This window comes from Gymnodinialimonas sp., from assembly GCF_059726805.1.
In genome coordinates this window covers 3,292,729-3,308,724 of record NZ_AP041059.1, presented here as the reverse complement: position 1 = coordinate 3,308,724, position 15,996 = coordinate 3,292,729, and the positions used below count along the sequence as shown (strand labels likewise).

Annotated in this window: 13 protein-coding genes; 8 read left to right on the top strand and 5 right to left on the bottom strand. The window is 64.6% G+C overall.

Features of this window, described 5'->3' with window-relative positions; genetic code table 11:
• Positions 1-87 precede the first annotated feature (87 nt).
• From AC6I9R_RS16135 to AC6I9R_RS16115, 5 genes are all read right to left on the bottom strand, one after another.
• Complete coding sequence (locus tag AC6I9R_RS16135) at positions 88-591, bottom strand: GNAT family N-acetyltransferase (protein WP_497862965.1); 504 nt, start codon at positions 589-591, stop codon at positions 88-90.
• Positions 592-601: 10 nt separating this feature from the next.
• Positions 602-1,474 carry a dimethyl sulfoxide reductase anchor subunit family protein gene (locus AC6I9R_RS16130; protein WP_461427460.1) on the bottom strand — a complete coding sequence of 291 codons (873 nt, stop codon included), beginning with the start codon at positions 1,472-1,474 and terminating at the stop codon, positions 602-604.
• The gene (locus tag AC6I9R_RS16125) at positions 1,474-2,259 is read right to left on the bottom strand and encodes a 4Fe-4S dicluster domain-containing protein (RefSeq protein ID WP_461427461.1); all 786 of its coding nucleotides are present in this window, start codon (positions 2,257-2,259) and stop codon (positions 1,474-1,476) included. Before AC6I9R_RS16125 ends, AC6I9R_RS16130 begins: the two co-directional genes overlap by 1 nt.
• A 136-nt stretch (positions 2,260-2,395) precedes the next feature.
• Positions 2,396-5,188, bottom strand: coding sequence for a molybdopterin oxidoreductase family protein (locus tag AC6I9R_RS16120; RefSeq protein WP_461426589.1), 2,793 nt, complete (start codon positions 5,186-5,188; stop codon positions 2,396-2,398).
• Positions 5,189-5,237: 49 nt separating this feature from the next.
• A complete protein-coding gene (locus AC6I9R_RS16115) occupies positions 5,238-6,254 on the bottom strand; it encodes a YeiH family protein (protein ID WP_461426588.1) in 1,017 nt (338 codons plus the stop codon).
• A gap of 313 nt (positions 6,255-6,567) precedes the next feature.
• On the opposite strand from AC6I9R_RS16115, the gene AC6I9R_RS16110 reads away from it, so the two are divergent.
• From AC6I9R_RS16110 to AC6I9R_RS16075, 8 genes are all read left to right on the top strand, one after another.
• Positions 6,568-7,878 (top strand): Rieske 2Fe-2S domain-containing protein, encoded by a 1,311-nt coding sequence (locus AC6I9R_RS16110; RefSeq protein ID WP_497862964.1) that lies wholly within the window; start codon positions 6,568-6,570, stop codon positions 7,876-7,878.
• Positions 7,875-9,245: a glutamine synthetase family protein gene (locus AC6I9R_RS16105; protein WP_461426586.1), complete on the top strand. Its 1,371-nt coding sequence runs from the start codon at positions 7,875-7,877 to the stop codon at positions 9,243-9,245. Before AC6I9R_RS16110 ends, AC6I9R_RS16105 begins: the two co-directional genes overlap by 4 nt.
• 59 nt (positions 9,246-9,304) lie before the next feature.
• Positions 9,305-9,847 (top strand): 3-hydroxyanthranilate 3,4-dioxygenase, encoded by a 543-nt coding sequence (locus AC6I9R_RS16100; protein WP_461426585.1) that lies wholly within the window; start codon positions 9,305-9,307, stop codon positions 9,845-9,847.
• Positions 9,848-9,974: 127 nt separating this feature from the next.
• A complete protein-coding gene (locus tag AC6I9R_RS16095) occupies positions 9,975-10,958 on the top strand; it encodes a TRAP transporter substrate-binding protein (RefSeq protein WP_461426584.1) in 984 nt (327 codons plus the stop codon).
• A 98-nt stretch (positions 10,959-11,056) separates the two neighbouring features.
• Complete coding sequence (locus AC6I9R_RS16090; protein WP_461426583.1) at positions 11,057-11,605, top strand: TRAP transporter small permease; 549 nt, start codon at positions 11,057-11,059, stop codon at positions 11,603-11,605.
• On the top strand, positions 11,602-12,864 hold the full coding sequence (locus tag AC6I9R_RS16085) for a TRAP transporter large permease (protein WP_461426582.1): 1,263 nt from the start codon (positions 11,602-11,604) through the stop codon (positions 12,862-12,864). The genes AC6I9R_RS16090 and AC6I9R_RS16085 overlap by 4 nt, the downstream gene beginning before the upstream one ends.
• A gap of 68 nt (positions 12,865-12,932) precedes the next feature.
• On the top strand, positions 12,933-15,041 hold the full coding sequence (locus tag AC6I9R_RS16080) for a xanthine dehydrogenase family protein molybdopterin-binding subunit (protein WP_497862963.1): 2,109 nt from the start codon (positions 12,933-12,935) through the stop codon (positions 15,039-15,041).
• A complete protein-coding gene (locus tag AC6I9R_RS16075) occupies positions 15,038-15,991 on the top strand; it encodes a dihydrodipicolinate synthase family protein (protein WP_461426580.1) in 954 nt (317 codons plus the stop codon). Before AC6I9R_RS16080 ends, AC6I9R_RS16075 begins: the two co-directional genes overlap by 4 nt.
• The last annotated feature ends 5 nt before the right edge of the window (positions 15,992-15,996 follow it).

The following is a 15,996-nucleotide window of genomic DNA, read 5'->3' as shown; positions in this document are numbered from 1 at the left end:
AAAGGGTCATAACGGTTACTTTTGTAACTAACAAGCGACCAGCCAAGAAATAGCTTCGCAGAATTGGCGGCGGGCCGTGGCAATCCCCTAGAGTGCGATGTCGCTCATCCGTATTTCGAGCCGGTGCTCTGGCCCCACGCGCCCCTGTTCGATTGGCCCGGGCTCGGTCATGCCAAATCCACGATAGACCTTGAGAGCCGCGTGATTATCCGCGTCAACGGCCAGCATCAAACGATCCACGTCGGGCCAGACCCGCCCCATGTGCCGCACACACAGTGCGAAGGCGGCATGTCCCCAGCCCCGGCCTTGCCAGGGCGTCGCGATCTTCAGGCCGTGGCAGGTGGCAGAGGCCGTCCGCGCCCAATCCGGGGACGCGGGCGGGCGTTTGAACAGGCAGAGGCCCACGGGCGTTTCAGCATGAAGGATGGCAAGGCCTAGCACGCAATCGCGCGGCCCCTTGTGCCAGGCCTCCAGCGACTCGGTAAAGGAGCCGCCATGGATGTCCTGTTGCGCGGACACCGTCAGAGAGGCGAGCGCGTCCAGGGCCGCGTCGGACACATCGCCTAGGTCAACGGTCGACAGGGCTGTCACGGCGGTCGTGTCACCGCTTCCCGTAATAGAGCCCCACCACGTGCTCGGCCTCTGCAAAAAACAGCCAGCGTGCCACCGCGACGCCTGCGATGTGGCTGATCACGGCGAGTGCTGCCAGGACATGCCCGAAGGGCAGGAGGAGGAGCAGGATCGGCAGGCCGAAGGCCAGCACGGCGGCGATCACGCGCAGTTTCAGGGCGTGTTTGCGGCCGACGACGTGGATGAACTCGCGCATCAGATAGTTGGTGCCGGTGTGCGGCGGCTCGAACGCGGTGACTTTCCCGATGGAACCGAGGCCCGTGGCCGTCTCCATATCGGTGCCGGATTTCGCGAAGGCGCCGTCGCCGATGATCCAGGTGGCAATGGTGATGGCGCCCGCCAGCAGTAGAAGTACGATGGCCAAGCTCACTTGCCCGGCCAGAAGCGCGCCGCCTGCCAGGGACAGGGTGAGGAACTTCGCCGGCGTCCAGGGCATGTGCCAGCGCGGCACGGTTTTCATCTGTGCGTAGATCATCGAGGTGGTGAAGACCGTGGCGAGCGACAAAAGCGCGCCGAGCCAGCCTATCACCGTGAGCGATGTGTCCGCGAAGACGAGGCCCGCGCCGTAGACCGCCATGACCAGCAGGGCCGCGACCGCGCAGATCCCCTCACGCGACAGCCAGCTGGAGCGCCATTGCGAGAACGCCTTCCATGCCCGCTCCGGGTGGCCCAAGTGGAAGGTGGAGGCCAAAAGCCCACCCACGGCCAGCACATAGGCGATGGCAAAGAAGAGGAACGCCATGAAGCCCGTGACCGCAGGCATGCCGAGACCCAGGAAGACCAGAAGGCCGAAGCCGAGGCCCGAGAGGGTGGTGAAGATGATGACGGACGGGGCTGGATGCATCAGTTCGCTCCCTTGCTGCCGGGCATGGCATCAAGCGCCTTGTCCAACCAACTGATAAAGCCGCCGGGGTTTTCGGCCACCGGCTCCAGGTAGGGGGCCAAGACGTCAAACTCAGGCAGATCGTCCTTGAGGCGCGGGGGCAGGTATTGGTTGACCGGCTTTGTGCCTTGCTCGGGCATCAGGTCCATGCCGCCGCGCTCTTTGACGAGTTGTGAGACATCACTGTCGGGATCGCCCAGATCCCCGAAGTGGCGCGCGCCCGCGGGGCAGGTGCGCACGCAAGACGGCACGCGGTCCACCTCTTCGAGGTTCTCGTTGTAGATCCGGTCGACGCAGAGCGTGCATTTCTTCATCACGCCTTCGTCCTGATCCAGCTCGCGCGCGCCGTAGGGGCAGGCCCAGGCGCAGAGGCCACAGCCGATGCAGTCGGTCTCGTTCACCAGAACGATGCCGTCTTCCTCGCGCTTGTAGGAGGCGCCGGTGGGGCAAACGGTGACGCAGGGCGCATCCTCGCAATGGAGGCAGGATTTCGGGAAGTGGATGGTCTGGGCCGCCGGGTGTGGCTTGGCCGAGGTCGCGAGCGGCTGCACCTGGTAGGAGTGCACGCGGTTCAGGAAGGTGCCCGTGGGGTTGGCGCCGTAGGCGTCCTGGTCGCTAAGCGGAGCGCCGTAGTTTTCGGTGTTCCAGCCTTTGCAGGAGATCACACAGGCGTGGCAGCCGACGCAGGTATCAAGGTCGATCACGAGGCCGAGTTTTTTGGCGGTGCTGGTGGGAAGCTGGGTCATGGGTATTGCCTTGCTGCTCGGGGTGTTTCGCTCGCTTCGCGAGCGACCGGCCGGGGGGCTCTGCCCCCCGGACCCCCCAGGATATTTCTGGAACGGGGAAGGAGGGGCGTGGGCGCTTTGGTTTGGGGCGCTGTCATCATTTGCCCACCTTCCACGCGAGGTCCTTGGGGCCTTGGCCGACCGGAGATTTGATCGGTGGCATCGCGGGTTGGCTTTCCGTCTGGGCGGGGGCCTTTTCGATGCGGACCTTGAGGTCGAACCATGCGGCCTGGCCGGTAATCGGGTCCGAGTTGGTCCAGCGGAGGCCATCGCCTTTGGCGGGCAGGAGCTCGTGGATCAGGTGGTTCAGGAGGAACCCTTTGGTGGCCTCGGGCGCGTCCTTGTCGAGCGCCCAGGCGCCCTTGCGTTTGCCGATGGCGTTCCAGGTCCAGACGGTATTCTCGTTGAGCGCGGCCATCTCCATCACCGGGACGGTGATGGTGCCGTGGGGGGAGGTGACTTTGGCCCAGTCGCCGTCTTTCAGGTCGTTGGCCTTCATGAGGTTTGTGGGGAGGTAGAGCGGGTTATGGCCGTGGAGCTGGCGCAGCCAGGCGTTTTGGGTGCCCCAGGAGTGGTACATGGCCATGGGCCGTTGGGTCAGCGCGGTGATCGGGTAGTCGTCGCCGTGGTTGGCCGGGGCGGGGTCGGACCAGAAGGGGAGCGGGTCCATATTCTCTTGGACGCGCTCGCGCAGGTGCTCGGGCGGCTGGATGTCGCCATGGCCTTCGGCGGCGCGGCGGAACTTTTGCATCGGCTCGACGTAGAGGGTGAAGAGGTAGGGCTGGGGCGCGTCGTAGAGGCCCATTTCCACCGCCCAATCCTGGTAGGCATTGTTCCAGGGCTTCATGTATTGTGCGCCGTCGGGGACGTGGGACACGAAGAAGCCGCCGTTCTCGATATATTGGTTCAGCTGGTCGGGGTTCACGTCGCCGCGGCCCGACTTATCGCCGTTCTCGCCGCGCCATCCGGCGAGCGGGCCGATGCCCGGTTTGCGGATGTGGTTGACGATATAGTCGCCGTAGTCGGCGTATTTCTGGGAGCCGTCCTCGTTCGTGAACCCGGGCAGGCCCAGGCGCGCGCCCAGGTCACACAGCGCCGATTGGAAGCCCTTCACGTTGCGATCCGGCTCGATCACCGGCCAGCGGATCGCGTCTGCGAGGCCGTCGGCTTCGCAGATCGGGCGATCCAGGAGCGAGATGCAATCGTGCCGCTCCAGATACGTCGTGTCGGGCAGGATCAGGTCGGCGTAGGCGACCATTTCGGAGCTGTAAGCATCGGAATAGATGATGTGCGGGATGACGTATTCGCCGTCCTCGCCTTTGTCCGTCAGCATCTCCATCACGCCGCCGGTGTTCATCGACGAGTTCCACGACATATTCGCCATATACATGAACAGCGTGTCGATCTTGTACGGGTCGCCCGCGTGGGCGTTGGAGATCACCATATGCATGAGGCCATGGGCGCTCATCGGGTTTTCCCAGGTGAAGGCCTTGTCGATGCGCGCAGGCGTGCCGTCCTCTTTCAGCGCCAAGTCCTCTGGCCCATGCACGAACCCCAAATGCGGTCCGTCCAGCGGCGCGCCGGGCGTCACCTTGCAGTGGGGCTTGGGGTGGATCTTCGACGGCTTGGGGTAGGGCGGCTTGAAGCGGAAGCCGCCGGGCGCCTCCACGGTGCCGAGCATGATCTGCAAGACATGCAGCGCGCGGCAGGTCTGGAAGCCATTGGCATGGGCACTGATCCCGCGCATCGAATGCATCGCCACCGGCCGCGCCGTCATCGACGTGTGCTTTTCACCCCGGAAATCCGTCCACTCAATCGGCAGCTCAAAGCTCTCCTCAAACGCCACCCGCGCAAGCTCTGCCGCAATCGCCCGAATGCGATCCGCCGAAATCCCGCAACGCTCGGCCACGGCCTCGGGCGCGTATTCGTCGGACATATAGCGCTCGGCCATCAGATGCAGGACGGGCTTGTGCCCCTCATGCGTCGCTGACAAATCAGGCTGCACGCCGGGCTTGTCAAAGGCCGTCAGCTTGCCCGTCGCCCGGTCAATCACCTGCTCCTTTCCGTCCTTATCGCGCAACAAAAGCCCGGTCTCAGAATCCACCAACACCGGCGCATTCGTCCACCGCGCCAGGTAATCCAAGTCGATCTTTCCCGCCTTCATCAGGCAATGCACCATCGCCAGAATGAACAAGCCGTCGGTGCCCGGCGTGATGCCAACCCATTCGTCCGCCACGGCATTATACCCGCTCCGAATGGGGTTAACGCCAATCACCTTCGCCCCGCGCGCCTTGATCTTGCCCAGACCCATCTTGATCGGGTTGCTGTCGTGATCCTCGGCCACGCCGAACAGCATGAACAGCTTGGTGTGGTCCCAATCGGGCTGGCCGAACTCCCAGAACGCGCCGCCCATGGTGTAGATGCCCGCCGCCGCCATGTTGACCGAACAGAAGCCCCCGTGGGCCGCATAATTGGGCGTGCCGAAATTCTGCGCCCAGAAACTGGTAAACGACTGCGACTGATCACGGCCCGTGAAGAACGCCAGCTTCGACGGGTCCTCCTCCCGGATCGGGCGCAGCCAGCCCTCGGCGATGCCGTAGGCCTCGTCCCACGAAATCTCCTCAAACTCACCGGACCCGCGCGGACCCACCCGCTTCATCGGCGCTTTCAGGCGCGACGGCGCATTGACCTGCATGATCCCCGCGCTGCCCTTGGCACAGAGCACGCCCTGGTTCACCGGATGGTCCCGGTTGCCCTCGATATAGGCGACTTTACCTTCCTTCATATGCACGTTGATCCCGCAGCGGCAGGCGCACATGTAACAGGTCGTCTTGCGGATCTCGTCCGAGACTTTGGGGCTTAGGTCGATCTTGGGTTGCTGGAGGGTCATCTGGCGTCTTTCGGTCGGGGGGTGCTTTCGGGAACAGCTGTCGGAGGTCTCAGGTCAGCAGATACAATCCTGCAAGAATGAAGACAGCGATGAAAAGGGTTTCAGCCACAATCAGTCCAATGGCCGCAGGGCCGACGGACAGGACTTGGCGCAGGTTGGTTTTCATGCCCACCGCGGCGATGGCGATCAGCAGGAACCAGCGAGAGGTCTCTCCCAGCAGATCGGCCACAAGGGCGGGCACGAACCCGAGGGAGTTCACTGTGGCGATGGCAAGAAAGCCGATCACGAAGAAAGGCAGCAGCGGCGGGCGGGCCTGGGTGTCATCGGCGCCGTGGGACGCGCGGATGATGATCGAGGCTACGAAGATCACCGGAGCCAGCATGGCGACGCGGATCAGTTTCACCAGGGTCGACGTGTCGCCCGTCTCATCGGAAATCGTGAACCCCGCGCCGACCACTTGCGCCACGTCATGGATCGTCCCGCCCAGGAAAATGCCCGCCTGCTCCGAGGTCAGTTGCAGGTAGTCGACCAGGATCGGGTAGGCGATCATCGCGATGGTCGACAGGACAGTGACGCCCACGACGGTGAAAATCAGCCGCTCTTCCGAGCGTTCGTCCTTGGGCAAGATCGCGGCAATGGCCATGGCAGCCGATGCGCCGCAGATCGCGACAGAGCCCGAGGTCAGGAAAGAAAACCGCCACCGCGACCCGAAGAACCGCCCCACCACAAGGCCAAAGCCAATGGTGGCGACAAGCCCGCTTATGACCAGGGCGATCATCGCAGGGCCCAGGCCCAACAACAGATCAAAGCTGATCCTGGCGCCCAAAAACGCGACCCCGATGCGCAGAATGGTGCGGGACGAGAAGTTGATGCCCGAAACGGTCTTGCCGTCCTCGGACATGAAGCCCATGGCGATCCCCAGCAGAAGCGCCATCAACATGGCGGGCGTGGCGTAGTGCTCGGACAGGAACTTGGCTGTGACGGCCACCAGAACGGCGACGGCGATCCCGGGGAACAGAATGCGGGCCTGGGGCGCGATCGACTTGGGGGACAGGGCCTCTAGCACAGCCGCGTCCCAAAGGCGGGCCGGGGCGCGGAGAGGAGCGCGTTAAGGCCAGGTCCGAAATGGGGCCGCCGAATATACATGATGTCGTCCCCCTCCCCAGAAGTCGTATCGGTGGTTTACGCGTCACGGGCGCGGACCCTATGGCCAGTCCGCAGGGCTCATAACGCCACCACACTGTCAGTTTTGAGACCACGGGTCTCAAATTGCAAGCAATCATCGACGATGCGGGCGAAAAAGGCCGGTGGCTAGGTGATTGACATGGGCCACAAGCGTGGGAAGCTGGCGCGGCAAAAGGGGAGGGCCAGCGCCGATGATGAGCCAGGAGATGAACGACCAGATCACGCGGGTCGGTCCCGGTGCCCCCGCGGGCGCGGTCTTGCGGCGCTACTGGCAACCGGCGGCGCTCAGCGATGAGTTGATGGGCGCACGGCCCGTGGTCCCGGTAACGCTTCTGGGCGAAGAGCTGGTGCTGTTCCGCGACGAGGGCGGCACGCTGGGCCTGATCGGGCGGCACTGCCCCCACCGCGGTGCGGACCTCGCCTATGGGCGGTTGGAGGACAACGGCCTGCGCTGCCCGTTCCACGGCTGGCATTTCGATTGCACCGGCCAATGTGTGGAACAACCCGGCGAGCCAGAGGGCTCCAAAATGCACGAACAGATCCGCGCTGTGAGCTACCCGGTGCGCGAGATGAACGGGATCATCTGGGCCTACATGGGGCCGGGCGACCCGCCCCCCATGGCCGATTTCGACTGTTTCCGCGCGCCCGAGACCCATGTGTTTGCGTTCAAAGGCCTGTGGGAATGCAACTGGCTGCAAGCCATGGAGGTCGGCATCGACCCGGCCCACGCGAGCTTCCTGCACCGCTTCCTGCAAGACGAAGACCCCGCCGACAGCTACGGCAAGCAGTTCCGCGACGGCGTGGATGGCGCGGAGATACCCATGACCAAACTCCTGCGCGACTACCCGCGCCCCGACATCACCGTGGACGAGACCGACTACGGCCTGAAACTCACCGCGCTGCGCCACCTCGACGACGGCCGCACCCATGTGCGCGTCACCAACCAGATCTTCCCGCAAGCCATCTGCATCCCGATGAGCCGCGAGATGACGATCACCCAATGGCACGTCCCCGTCGATGACGAGACCTGCTATTGGTACTCCATGTTCACCTCCTTCGGCGCGCCCGTGGACAAATCCAAGATGCGCGACCAGCGGCTGGAGGAACATCGCCTGCCGGACTACGCGCCGCTCAAGAACGCGCGCAACAACTACGGCTATGACGCGGAGGAACAGGGCAAGCTGACCTACACGGGCATGGGCCTCGACATCAACGTCCACGACCAATGGGCCGTGGAGTCGATGGGCCGCATCCAGGATCGACGGTTTGAGCACCTGGGCAAAACCGACGTCGGCATCATCACCTACCGCCGCATGCTGCGCGCCGCGATCAAGGCCGTGGAGGCCGGAGAGGCCGACACGCTGAAAATGCAAAACGGCGGCACGAAGGCCATCAAAGGCCCGCTCTCCAACGACGCCATCGCCCCCGATGACGACTGGCAAGCCGCCAGCCAAGCCGCCGATAGCGCCCGCCGCGACACCTGCCCGTGGGACGCAAGCGTTTGACCCCCAAGGATATTCTGGCCCAGGTCGACGCCGACGGGATCGAGACGATCCGCGTCGTCTTCACCGATGCTCATGGCATCCTGCGCGGCAAAACCATCACCGCCGCCGCGCTCCCCAGCGCCCTGGAAAACGGCATCCGCGTTCCCTCCACGCTGCTGCTCAAGGACATTTCCCACCGCACCGTCTTCCCCGTCTGGGAAGACGACGGCGCGCCCATGCAGGGCGCCGCCGACGTCCTGCTGCGCCCCGATCCTACCAGCTTCAAACGCCTCCCCTACGCGCCGCACTCCGCCCTGATCCATTGCGACGTCACCACCACAGACGCCACCCCCATCCCCTTCGCCTCCCGCACGCTTCTGCACAGCTGCGAGGAGGCTTTAGCCGAGGAGGGGCTGGCCGCCACCGTCGGCCTGGAGATCGAATTTCAGATCTTCCGCGTCACCGACCCCGCGCTTGCCCCCCAAAACGCCACCATGCCCGGCACGCCGCCCACGGTCGAAAACACCACCCAAGGCTACCAATACCTCACCGAGACCCGCTACGCCGAGGTCGAGCCAATGCTCGACCGCCTTCGCCGCGCGGCGGAGGAAATGGGCATGGATGTCCGCTCCGTCGAGGTTGAAATGGGCCCCTCGCAGTTCGAATTCACCTTCGCCCCCGCCAGCCCCAGCGCCACGGCGGAACTGGCCGTGACCTTCCGCACGCTGGCCAAGGAACTCTGCGCGCGCCACAGCCTGCTGGCGTCCTTCATGCCAAAACCCGCGCTGCCCAATGCGGCGGCCAACGGCTGGCACATCCACCAAAGCCTTAAGGACGTTAACGGCGTTAACCTCTTCACGCCGAGAGACCAAAACCTCTCCGAAACCGCCGCCGCCTGGACCGCAGGCCTGCTAACCCACGCCCCCGCCTGCTGCCTGCTGACCAACCCCACCGTCAACAGCTACAAACGCTTCGTCCCGCACCAACTGGCCCCCAATCAGATCGGCTGGGCCCATGACAATCGCGGCGCGATGGTCCGCGCGATCATGGCCCCGAATGACCCCGCCAGCCGCCTGGAAAACCGCCTGCCCGACAGCGCCGCCAACCCCTACTTCGCCCTCGCAGCACAACTGCTGTCCGGCCTCGACGGCCTCAAGACCCAGGCCAGCCCGCCGCCGCCGATGACGACGCCCTATGCCAAAACCGCCCAGGCCCTGCCGTCCACCCTCGGCGCGGCGCTCGATGCCTTCGCCGCCTCCCAGCCCCTGCGCGCCGCGCTCACCCCCGCCACCGCCGACTGGCTGGCCACCCTCAAACGGGCCGAATGGGACCGCTACCTGGCCCATATCTCGGACTGGGAACAGGCCGAATACTTCGCAACGCTCTGAGGGAAAGCTTGAAACCCCGCCAAACCTTGGCAAACTGTTGAAAATCGAAAGGGGACCCCATGGCACGACTTTCAGCGTTCAACTTCAAGGCCTGGATTGACGAACATCGTCACCTTCTCAAGCCGCCCGTCGGCAACAAGATGGTCTATGAGGACGCGGACCTGATGGTCACCGTCGTCGGCGGTCCGAACAAGCGCACCGATTATCACGACGACCCGGTGGAGGAGTTTTTCTACCAGCTCGAAGGCGACATGCTCCTGAAGCTTTATGACGGGGAAGAGTTCTACGATGTCCCGATCCGCGAGGGCGAGGTCTTTCTGCTGCCGCCCCACGTCCGCCATTCCCCCCAGCGCCCCCAGGAAGGCAGCGTCGGCCTGGTGATCGAGCCCAAGCGCCCCGAAGGTGCCGCCGACGCCATCGAATGGTACTGTTTCAACTGCGGCAATCTCGTGCACCGGGCCGAGCTGATGTTGACCTCCATCGTCGATGATCTGCCCCCGGTCTATGACGCCTTCTACAGCGATGAGGCCGCACGCACCTGCGGCTCCTGCGGCACGGTTCATCCGGGCAAAGAGCCGCCCGAGGGGTGGGTGAAGCTCTAGCGCGCCAAATTACTTTAGGCTTAAAATATCTTGCGTGGTGCCGGGAAATGCGGCACCCTCACTGAAAATCAAATGCAACGATGCCCGGGCCAAGATCCAGAAGCCACGGGCCGATAGGGAGAGAAACATGAAAGTATTCAACGCCTTGATGGCATCCGCCGCCCTCGCCGTGACCGGAACTGCCGCCACCCAGGCCGTGTCCGAGGAATTCCGCCTGGGCCTGATCACCCCGCCGCCCCACGTCTGGACGCTGGCTGCGGGCGAGTTCGGCGAAGCCCTGGCCGAGGCCTCGGGCGGCGAGCACAGTGTCACCGTTTTCCCCGCCCGCCAGCTCGGCAATGAGGCCGAGATGCTGCAGCAATTGCAGACCGGCGCGCTCGACATGGCCTTCATGACGGTGGCCGAGGTCTCCAACCGCGCGCCCGAGTTCGGCGCGTTTTATGCCCCCTATCTGGCCAACGACATGGCCCATGCGGCGGCGATCCTGCGCTCGGACGCGGCCACGGCGCTGCTCGATCAATTGCCTGCCACAGTCGGCGTCGTGGGCGTCGGTTACGGCTCCGCCGGTATGCGCCAGATCCTGACCAACGGCGGCGCGGCCTCCGCCGCTGACCTCGCAGGCCAGAAGATCCGCATCACCCCGTTTGAGCCCATCCTGGACTTCTACAACGCCTTCGGCGTCGCCCCCACGCCCATGCCGCTTCCGGCGGTCTTCGACGCGCTGGCCAACGGCCAGGTGGATGGCATCGACATGGACGCCGAGCTGATCGTGCTGCTGAACTACCACGAACATGCCGACACGATGATCCAGACCAACCACATGATGTTCCCCATGGTGGGCCTCGTGTCGGGCCGCGTCTGGGCGGGCCTCTCGGCCGAGGATCAGGCAATGATCTCCGAGTTGATGGCCGCCGCCGTGGACAGCACGCTCGATGTCTATGTGGAGCGTGACGGCCCCTGGCTGGAAGAGATCGAGGCCACCGGCATCGACTACCAGGTCGCAGGGCCAGAGTTCTTTGGCGATGCCATCGCGACTTGGGAAGCCGCCTGGACGGACCGGGCGGGCGACGCGCTGGCATCCTTGCGCGAAGCGGCTGCCGCGACGGAGTAAAATTCTTCTACAAGAATTGAATTCCTTGGAATAACAGTTACTTGCGCGTCTGCTCAAGCTTGAGCAGGCGTGCGCATCCTCAAAGGACGCCCTCCTTTATGCTAACCCGCCTCTCCGTCGCCTGGGCCCGTATCGAGCTTTCGCTCGCGGCCCTCCTGGCCGTCGGTGTGACCCTCTTGATCCTGCTGAACGTCGTGACCCGCTCGCTCAATAACGCGCTGTTCTGGGTCGATGAGGCGGCGATTTATACGATGGTCTGGATGACGTTTCTGGGCGCGTCAGCCGCGATCCAGTCCCGCCAACAGGTCGCGATCACGATCCTCACGGACCCTCTGCCAAGGGGCGCCAAACGGGTCGCCGCCAAGCTGGTGGACCTCGCCGTCTTCATCTTCGCCTGCGCGATGCTCTACTTCTGCTGGCGCTGGTATCTGCCGCTGACAATCATTGGCACCGGCTTCGACACGATGGCCTTCCAGGGCGCCACCTTCAACTTCATCTACGCCGAGCCGACCTCGACCATCGGCATTCAGAAGTGGATCATCTGGCTCGTCATGCCGCTCTTTTCCTGCGGCGTCTTCCTCCATGCCACGGCCCATCTGCTGGACTTCACCCCGCCCGAGGCCACGAAGGCCGAGGTCGCCACATGACCCCGGTCCTCTTCTTCGTCAAACTCCTGCTCGCCGTCCCCGTCGCCATCGTCCTGTCCCTGACCGCGATCTGGTACATCTGGGAAAGCGACAACACGATCCTCTACGAAAGCTTCGCGCAGCGGATGTTCTCGGGCATCGAGTCCTACGGCCTGCTGGCGATCCCGCTCTTCATGCTGACCGGAGAGTTGATGAACGAGGGCGGCATGACCCGCCGCCTGATCAACGCCGCGCGGGTCTTCGTGGGCGGCTTCCGGGGCGGGCTCGCCTACATCAACCTGCTGGCCAACATGTTCATGGCCGCCATCGTCGGCTCCGCCGCCGCGCAGATCGCCGTGATGTCGCGCGCCATGGTGCCTGCGATGGAGAAGGAGGGCTATGACCGAGGATTTGCCGCCGCCACCACCGCCGCCGGCGGTCTTCTGGCGCCCGTCATCCCACCCTCGATGCTGTTCGTCATCTACGGTGTCCTCGCGCAGATCCCCATCGGCAACATGTTCCTGGCGGGCATCATCCCGGGCCTGATCCTGTCGGTCTGCTTCGCGCTCGTCATCGCCCTGATCGGGCTGCGCCAGCAGTTCCCCAAAGGCGAGTGGATGGCCGCGCGCGAGGCCTGGCAGGCGGTGTTTTACGCGCTGCCCGCGATGCTGATCCCGGCCGCGATCATCGGCGGCATCATCGGCGGCATCGCGACACCCACGGAATCCGCAGCGGTCGCCAGCGTGGTCGCTTTCCTCTTGGGATGGCTGCTTTACCGCGAACTCAACCCCTCAAAACTGTTCGAGATGTTCAAGCGAACCGCGCTCAACGCCTCGCTGATCATCTTCATGATCGCCGCTGCCAACGTCTTCGGCTGGGTCATCATCTACGAGGCATTGCCGCAGCGCCTGGCGGAGTTCATCACCACGATCACCCAAAACCCCTTCGTGTTCCTGCTGATCGTCAACATCGTCCTGTTGTTCGTCGGCATGCTCATCGACGGCATCGCCGCGATCATTCTGGTGACGCCGATCCTGCTTCCTATCGCGATCGAAAGCTATGGGATCTCGCCCTATCAGTTCGGTGTGGTGATCTCGCTGAACCTGGTCCTCGGCCTACTGACACCGCCCGTGGGCGTGGGCCTCTACATCGCCTCGGCGATGTCCGAGACGCCAACAGGCCGCATCCTCAAAGCGCTCTGGCCGTTCCTTCTGGCGGTCACGGGCGTGTTGATCCTGTTGAGCTATTTCCCCGCGCTCTCCACGGCGCTGATCGACTGACGGGAAAACCCCCGGGGGCCTGACATTCGGTTTCCAATCGCGCGGGGATCGTGGTTCAATTCAACGCGATGTTGGATCGGACTTCCCATGTGATCGGCTCCTCCCCCGTGGACCGCCGCGCGGCTGACCGGCTGCGGGGGGCCGGGCGATACGTCAGCGATGTGGCGCTGCCGGGCGCGCTGCACCTGGCGTTTTTGCGCAGTCCCGTGCCGCAAGGAACCCTCGCGCCCATCGCCCTCGACGAGGCGCTGGATGTACCCGGCGTATGCGCCGTCCATACCGGGGACGACGTGCGGCATTTGGGGGCGCTGTCGGTGAAACCCGTGTTGCCGATGCGCCGAACCCCGGATTACCCCATTCTTGCCGGATCCGAGGTGCGCGGCCTGGGGCAGCCGATTGCCGCAGTCCTGGCCGAAACGCCCCACGCGGCCCAGGATGGCGTCGAAGCCCTTTGGGCGGATATCGACGAGGGAGAGGCCACCGCCCAAGACCCTGTCGCGGCCAAGAAGTGGCGCACGGGCGATCCGGCGCTGGCCTTTGCCCAGGCCGCCCATGTGGTCGAGGTGCGCGTCCAGCATCCGCGCCTCGCGCCTGCATCACTGGAGCCCCGCGCGATTGCGGTTGACTGGGCCCCTGAGGGAGTAACCATCTGGCTTTCCACGCAAACACCCCACCGCGCGCGGTCAGAACTGGCGCAGATCCTGGGCGTTGTGCCGGATCTGTTGCGGGTGATCGCGCCGGATGTCGGCGGCGCTTTTGGGCTGAAAGGCTCGCTCTATCCCGAAGAGGTTTTCGCGGTCTGGGCGGCGCTGCGCCATCGCCGCTCGGTCCGGTGGTCGGCCACGCGCGGAGAGGATTTTCTGTCGGCCACCCATGGTCGCGGGCTGCAGACGCGCGGCAAGTTGGCGGTGGCAGCGGACGGCACGTTCCTGGCGCTGGAGGCGCGGGTCAACGCGCCGCTGGGGGCCTGGGTGCCGAACTCGGGCCTTGTGCCGGCCTGGAACGCCGCGCGCATCCTGCCCGGCGGCTATGACATCCCGACCGTGGACATCAGAACATCGGCTGTCACGGACGCCCGGGCGCCGATGGGCATTTACCGCGGGGCAGGGCGGCCCGAAGCGGCCTGCTTTATGGAGCGTTTGGTGGATGAGGCTGCGCGGGCGACGGGCCTTGACCCGCTCAATATCCGCGCGCGCAACCTCCACGGGACGGGGACCCACCCGGTGCGCACGGCCACGGGTAACCTTCTGGATACTGGGAATTATCCGCTGGCCTTGACCGATGCCGCTGCCGCCGCCGACTACCCGGCGATGGTCGCGGAGCGGACCCGCAAACGGGCCGCAGGCGGGCTTTCTGGCATCGGTGTCGCCTTTTACCTGGAGCCGTCCGGCGAGGGCTTCGAGACGGCGCGCGTCACCTGGACCGAGGCGGGCGTGGACGTGGCCAGCGGCTCATCCAGCCAGGGCCAGGGGCGAGAGACGGCCTATGCGCAGATCGCGGCTGATGTTTTACAGGTCTCGCCCACCCATGTGATCGTCCGGCAGGGCGACACGGCGACCTGCCCGGCGGGGATCGGGGCCGTGGCCTCGCGCGGGACTGCGATTGGCGGCAGCGCGGTTTTTGTGGCCTGTGAACGCCTGCGCGCCCGCCAATTGCGCGGCGAGGCGCTGCCGATGGTGGAAGACGTCCGCTATGAGAATGAGGGGCAGGCCTGGGGCTACGGTGTGACGATCATTGCACTCGATGTGGACCGGGACACGGGCGCCGTTGAAATCACCAAAGCCACGTGTCTGGACGATGCGGGGCGGGTGGTGAACCCGGCCTTTGTGGAAGGTCAGATTCGTGGCGGTTTTGCCCAAGGCCTGGGCGAGGCGATGATGGAAAGCGTCGCGTATGATGCCGACGGCCAGCTTCTGACCGGCAGTTTCATGGATTACGCCCTGCCGCGCGCCGCCGATATGCCCGCGCTCTCGATCCATTCGACGCAGCATCCCACCCCGATGAACGCGCTGGGTGTGAAAGGCGTCGGCGAAGCGGGCACCATCGGGGCGCCCGTGGCGATCCTGAACGCGGTCATGGACGCCCTGTCACCCCTGGGCGTGGCGCCGCTGGATATGCCGTTGACGCCCTGCAAGATTTGGTCGGCGATAGCCGCCGCAGAGAAGGAAAGCCGATGAAATACAGCCGCTTGGATGCCAAGGACCATGCCCGTGAACACTTCGGCGGGATCTGGGCCGCCTGCCTCAACCCGTGGCGGGACGACATGTCTTTCAACGAGGAAGGCTTTCGCGCCAACATCCGCCATTGGATCGACGATCTTTCCATCGCGGGCCTCTTTATTGCGGGCAAGCAGGGCGAGTTCTTCTCGATGACGCTGGACGAGCGGAAGCGGAATATCGAGATCGCGGTGGATGAATGCGGGGGCCGGGCGGGGACAATCTTCTCGGCCTCGGACCAGAACTTCGAGACGGTGGTGGAACTGGCGCTGCACGCCCAGAACTGCGGTGCCGACTACGTTGTCGTCCACGCGCCGGTGCTGCATTTCGTCAGCCAGCCGGATGAGATCCTGTACAATTACTACAAGGCGATTTGCGAGCGTGTGGACATCGGCATCGCGATGTGGAGCCATCCCGACAGCGGGTATGTGATGTCGCCCCAGCTTTGCACGCGCATCGCCGAATTGCCGAACATCGTGGCGATCAAGTATTCGGTCCCGCGTCCGCTTTATGTGGAGCTAACACAGCTGGCGGGCGACAAGATCCATGTCTCCACCGCCGATGAGGCTGCTTGGTTGGACAATATCGAAGAGCTGGGGTGGAAGCTCTACCTCTGTTCGTCGCCGCCCTACCAAATCCAGACCGCGGCGGATCAGCGGATGAACGAGTACACGAGGTTGGCGTTTGAGGGGGATTTTGCCGAGGCGCGGAAGGTCCGCGACAGCCTGGACCCGGTGCGCGAGGCGTTCAAACGGACGAAACCGGCGGATAAACCTCAGGCCCATGGGAAGTACTGGCAGGAGCTTTTGGGGCAGGTCGGCGGGCCCGTGCGGGCGCCGATGCTGGACCTGACCGAGGCTGAAAAGGCCGCCACGCGGGCGGCACTTGCCGCCAGCGGGTTGCGTACCTGACGTCG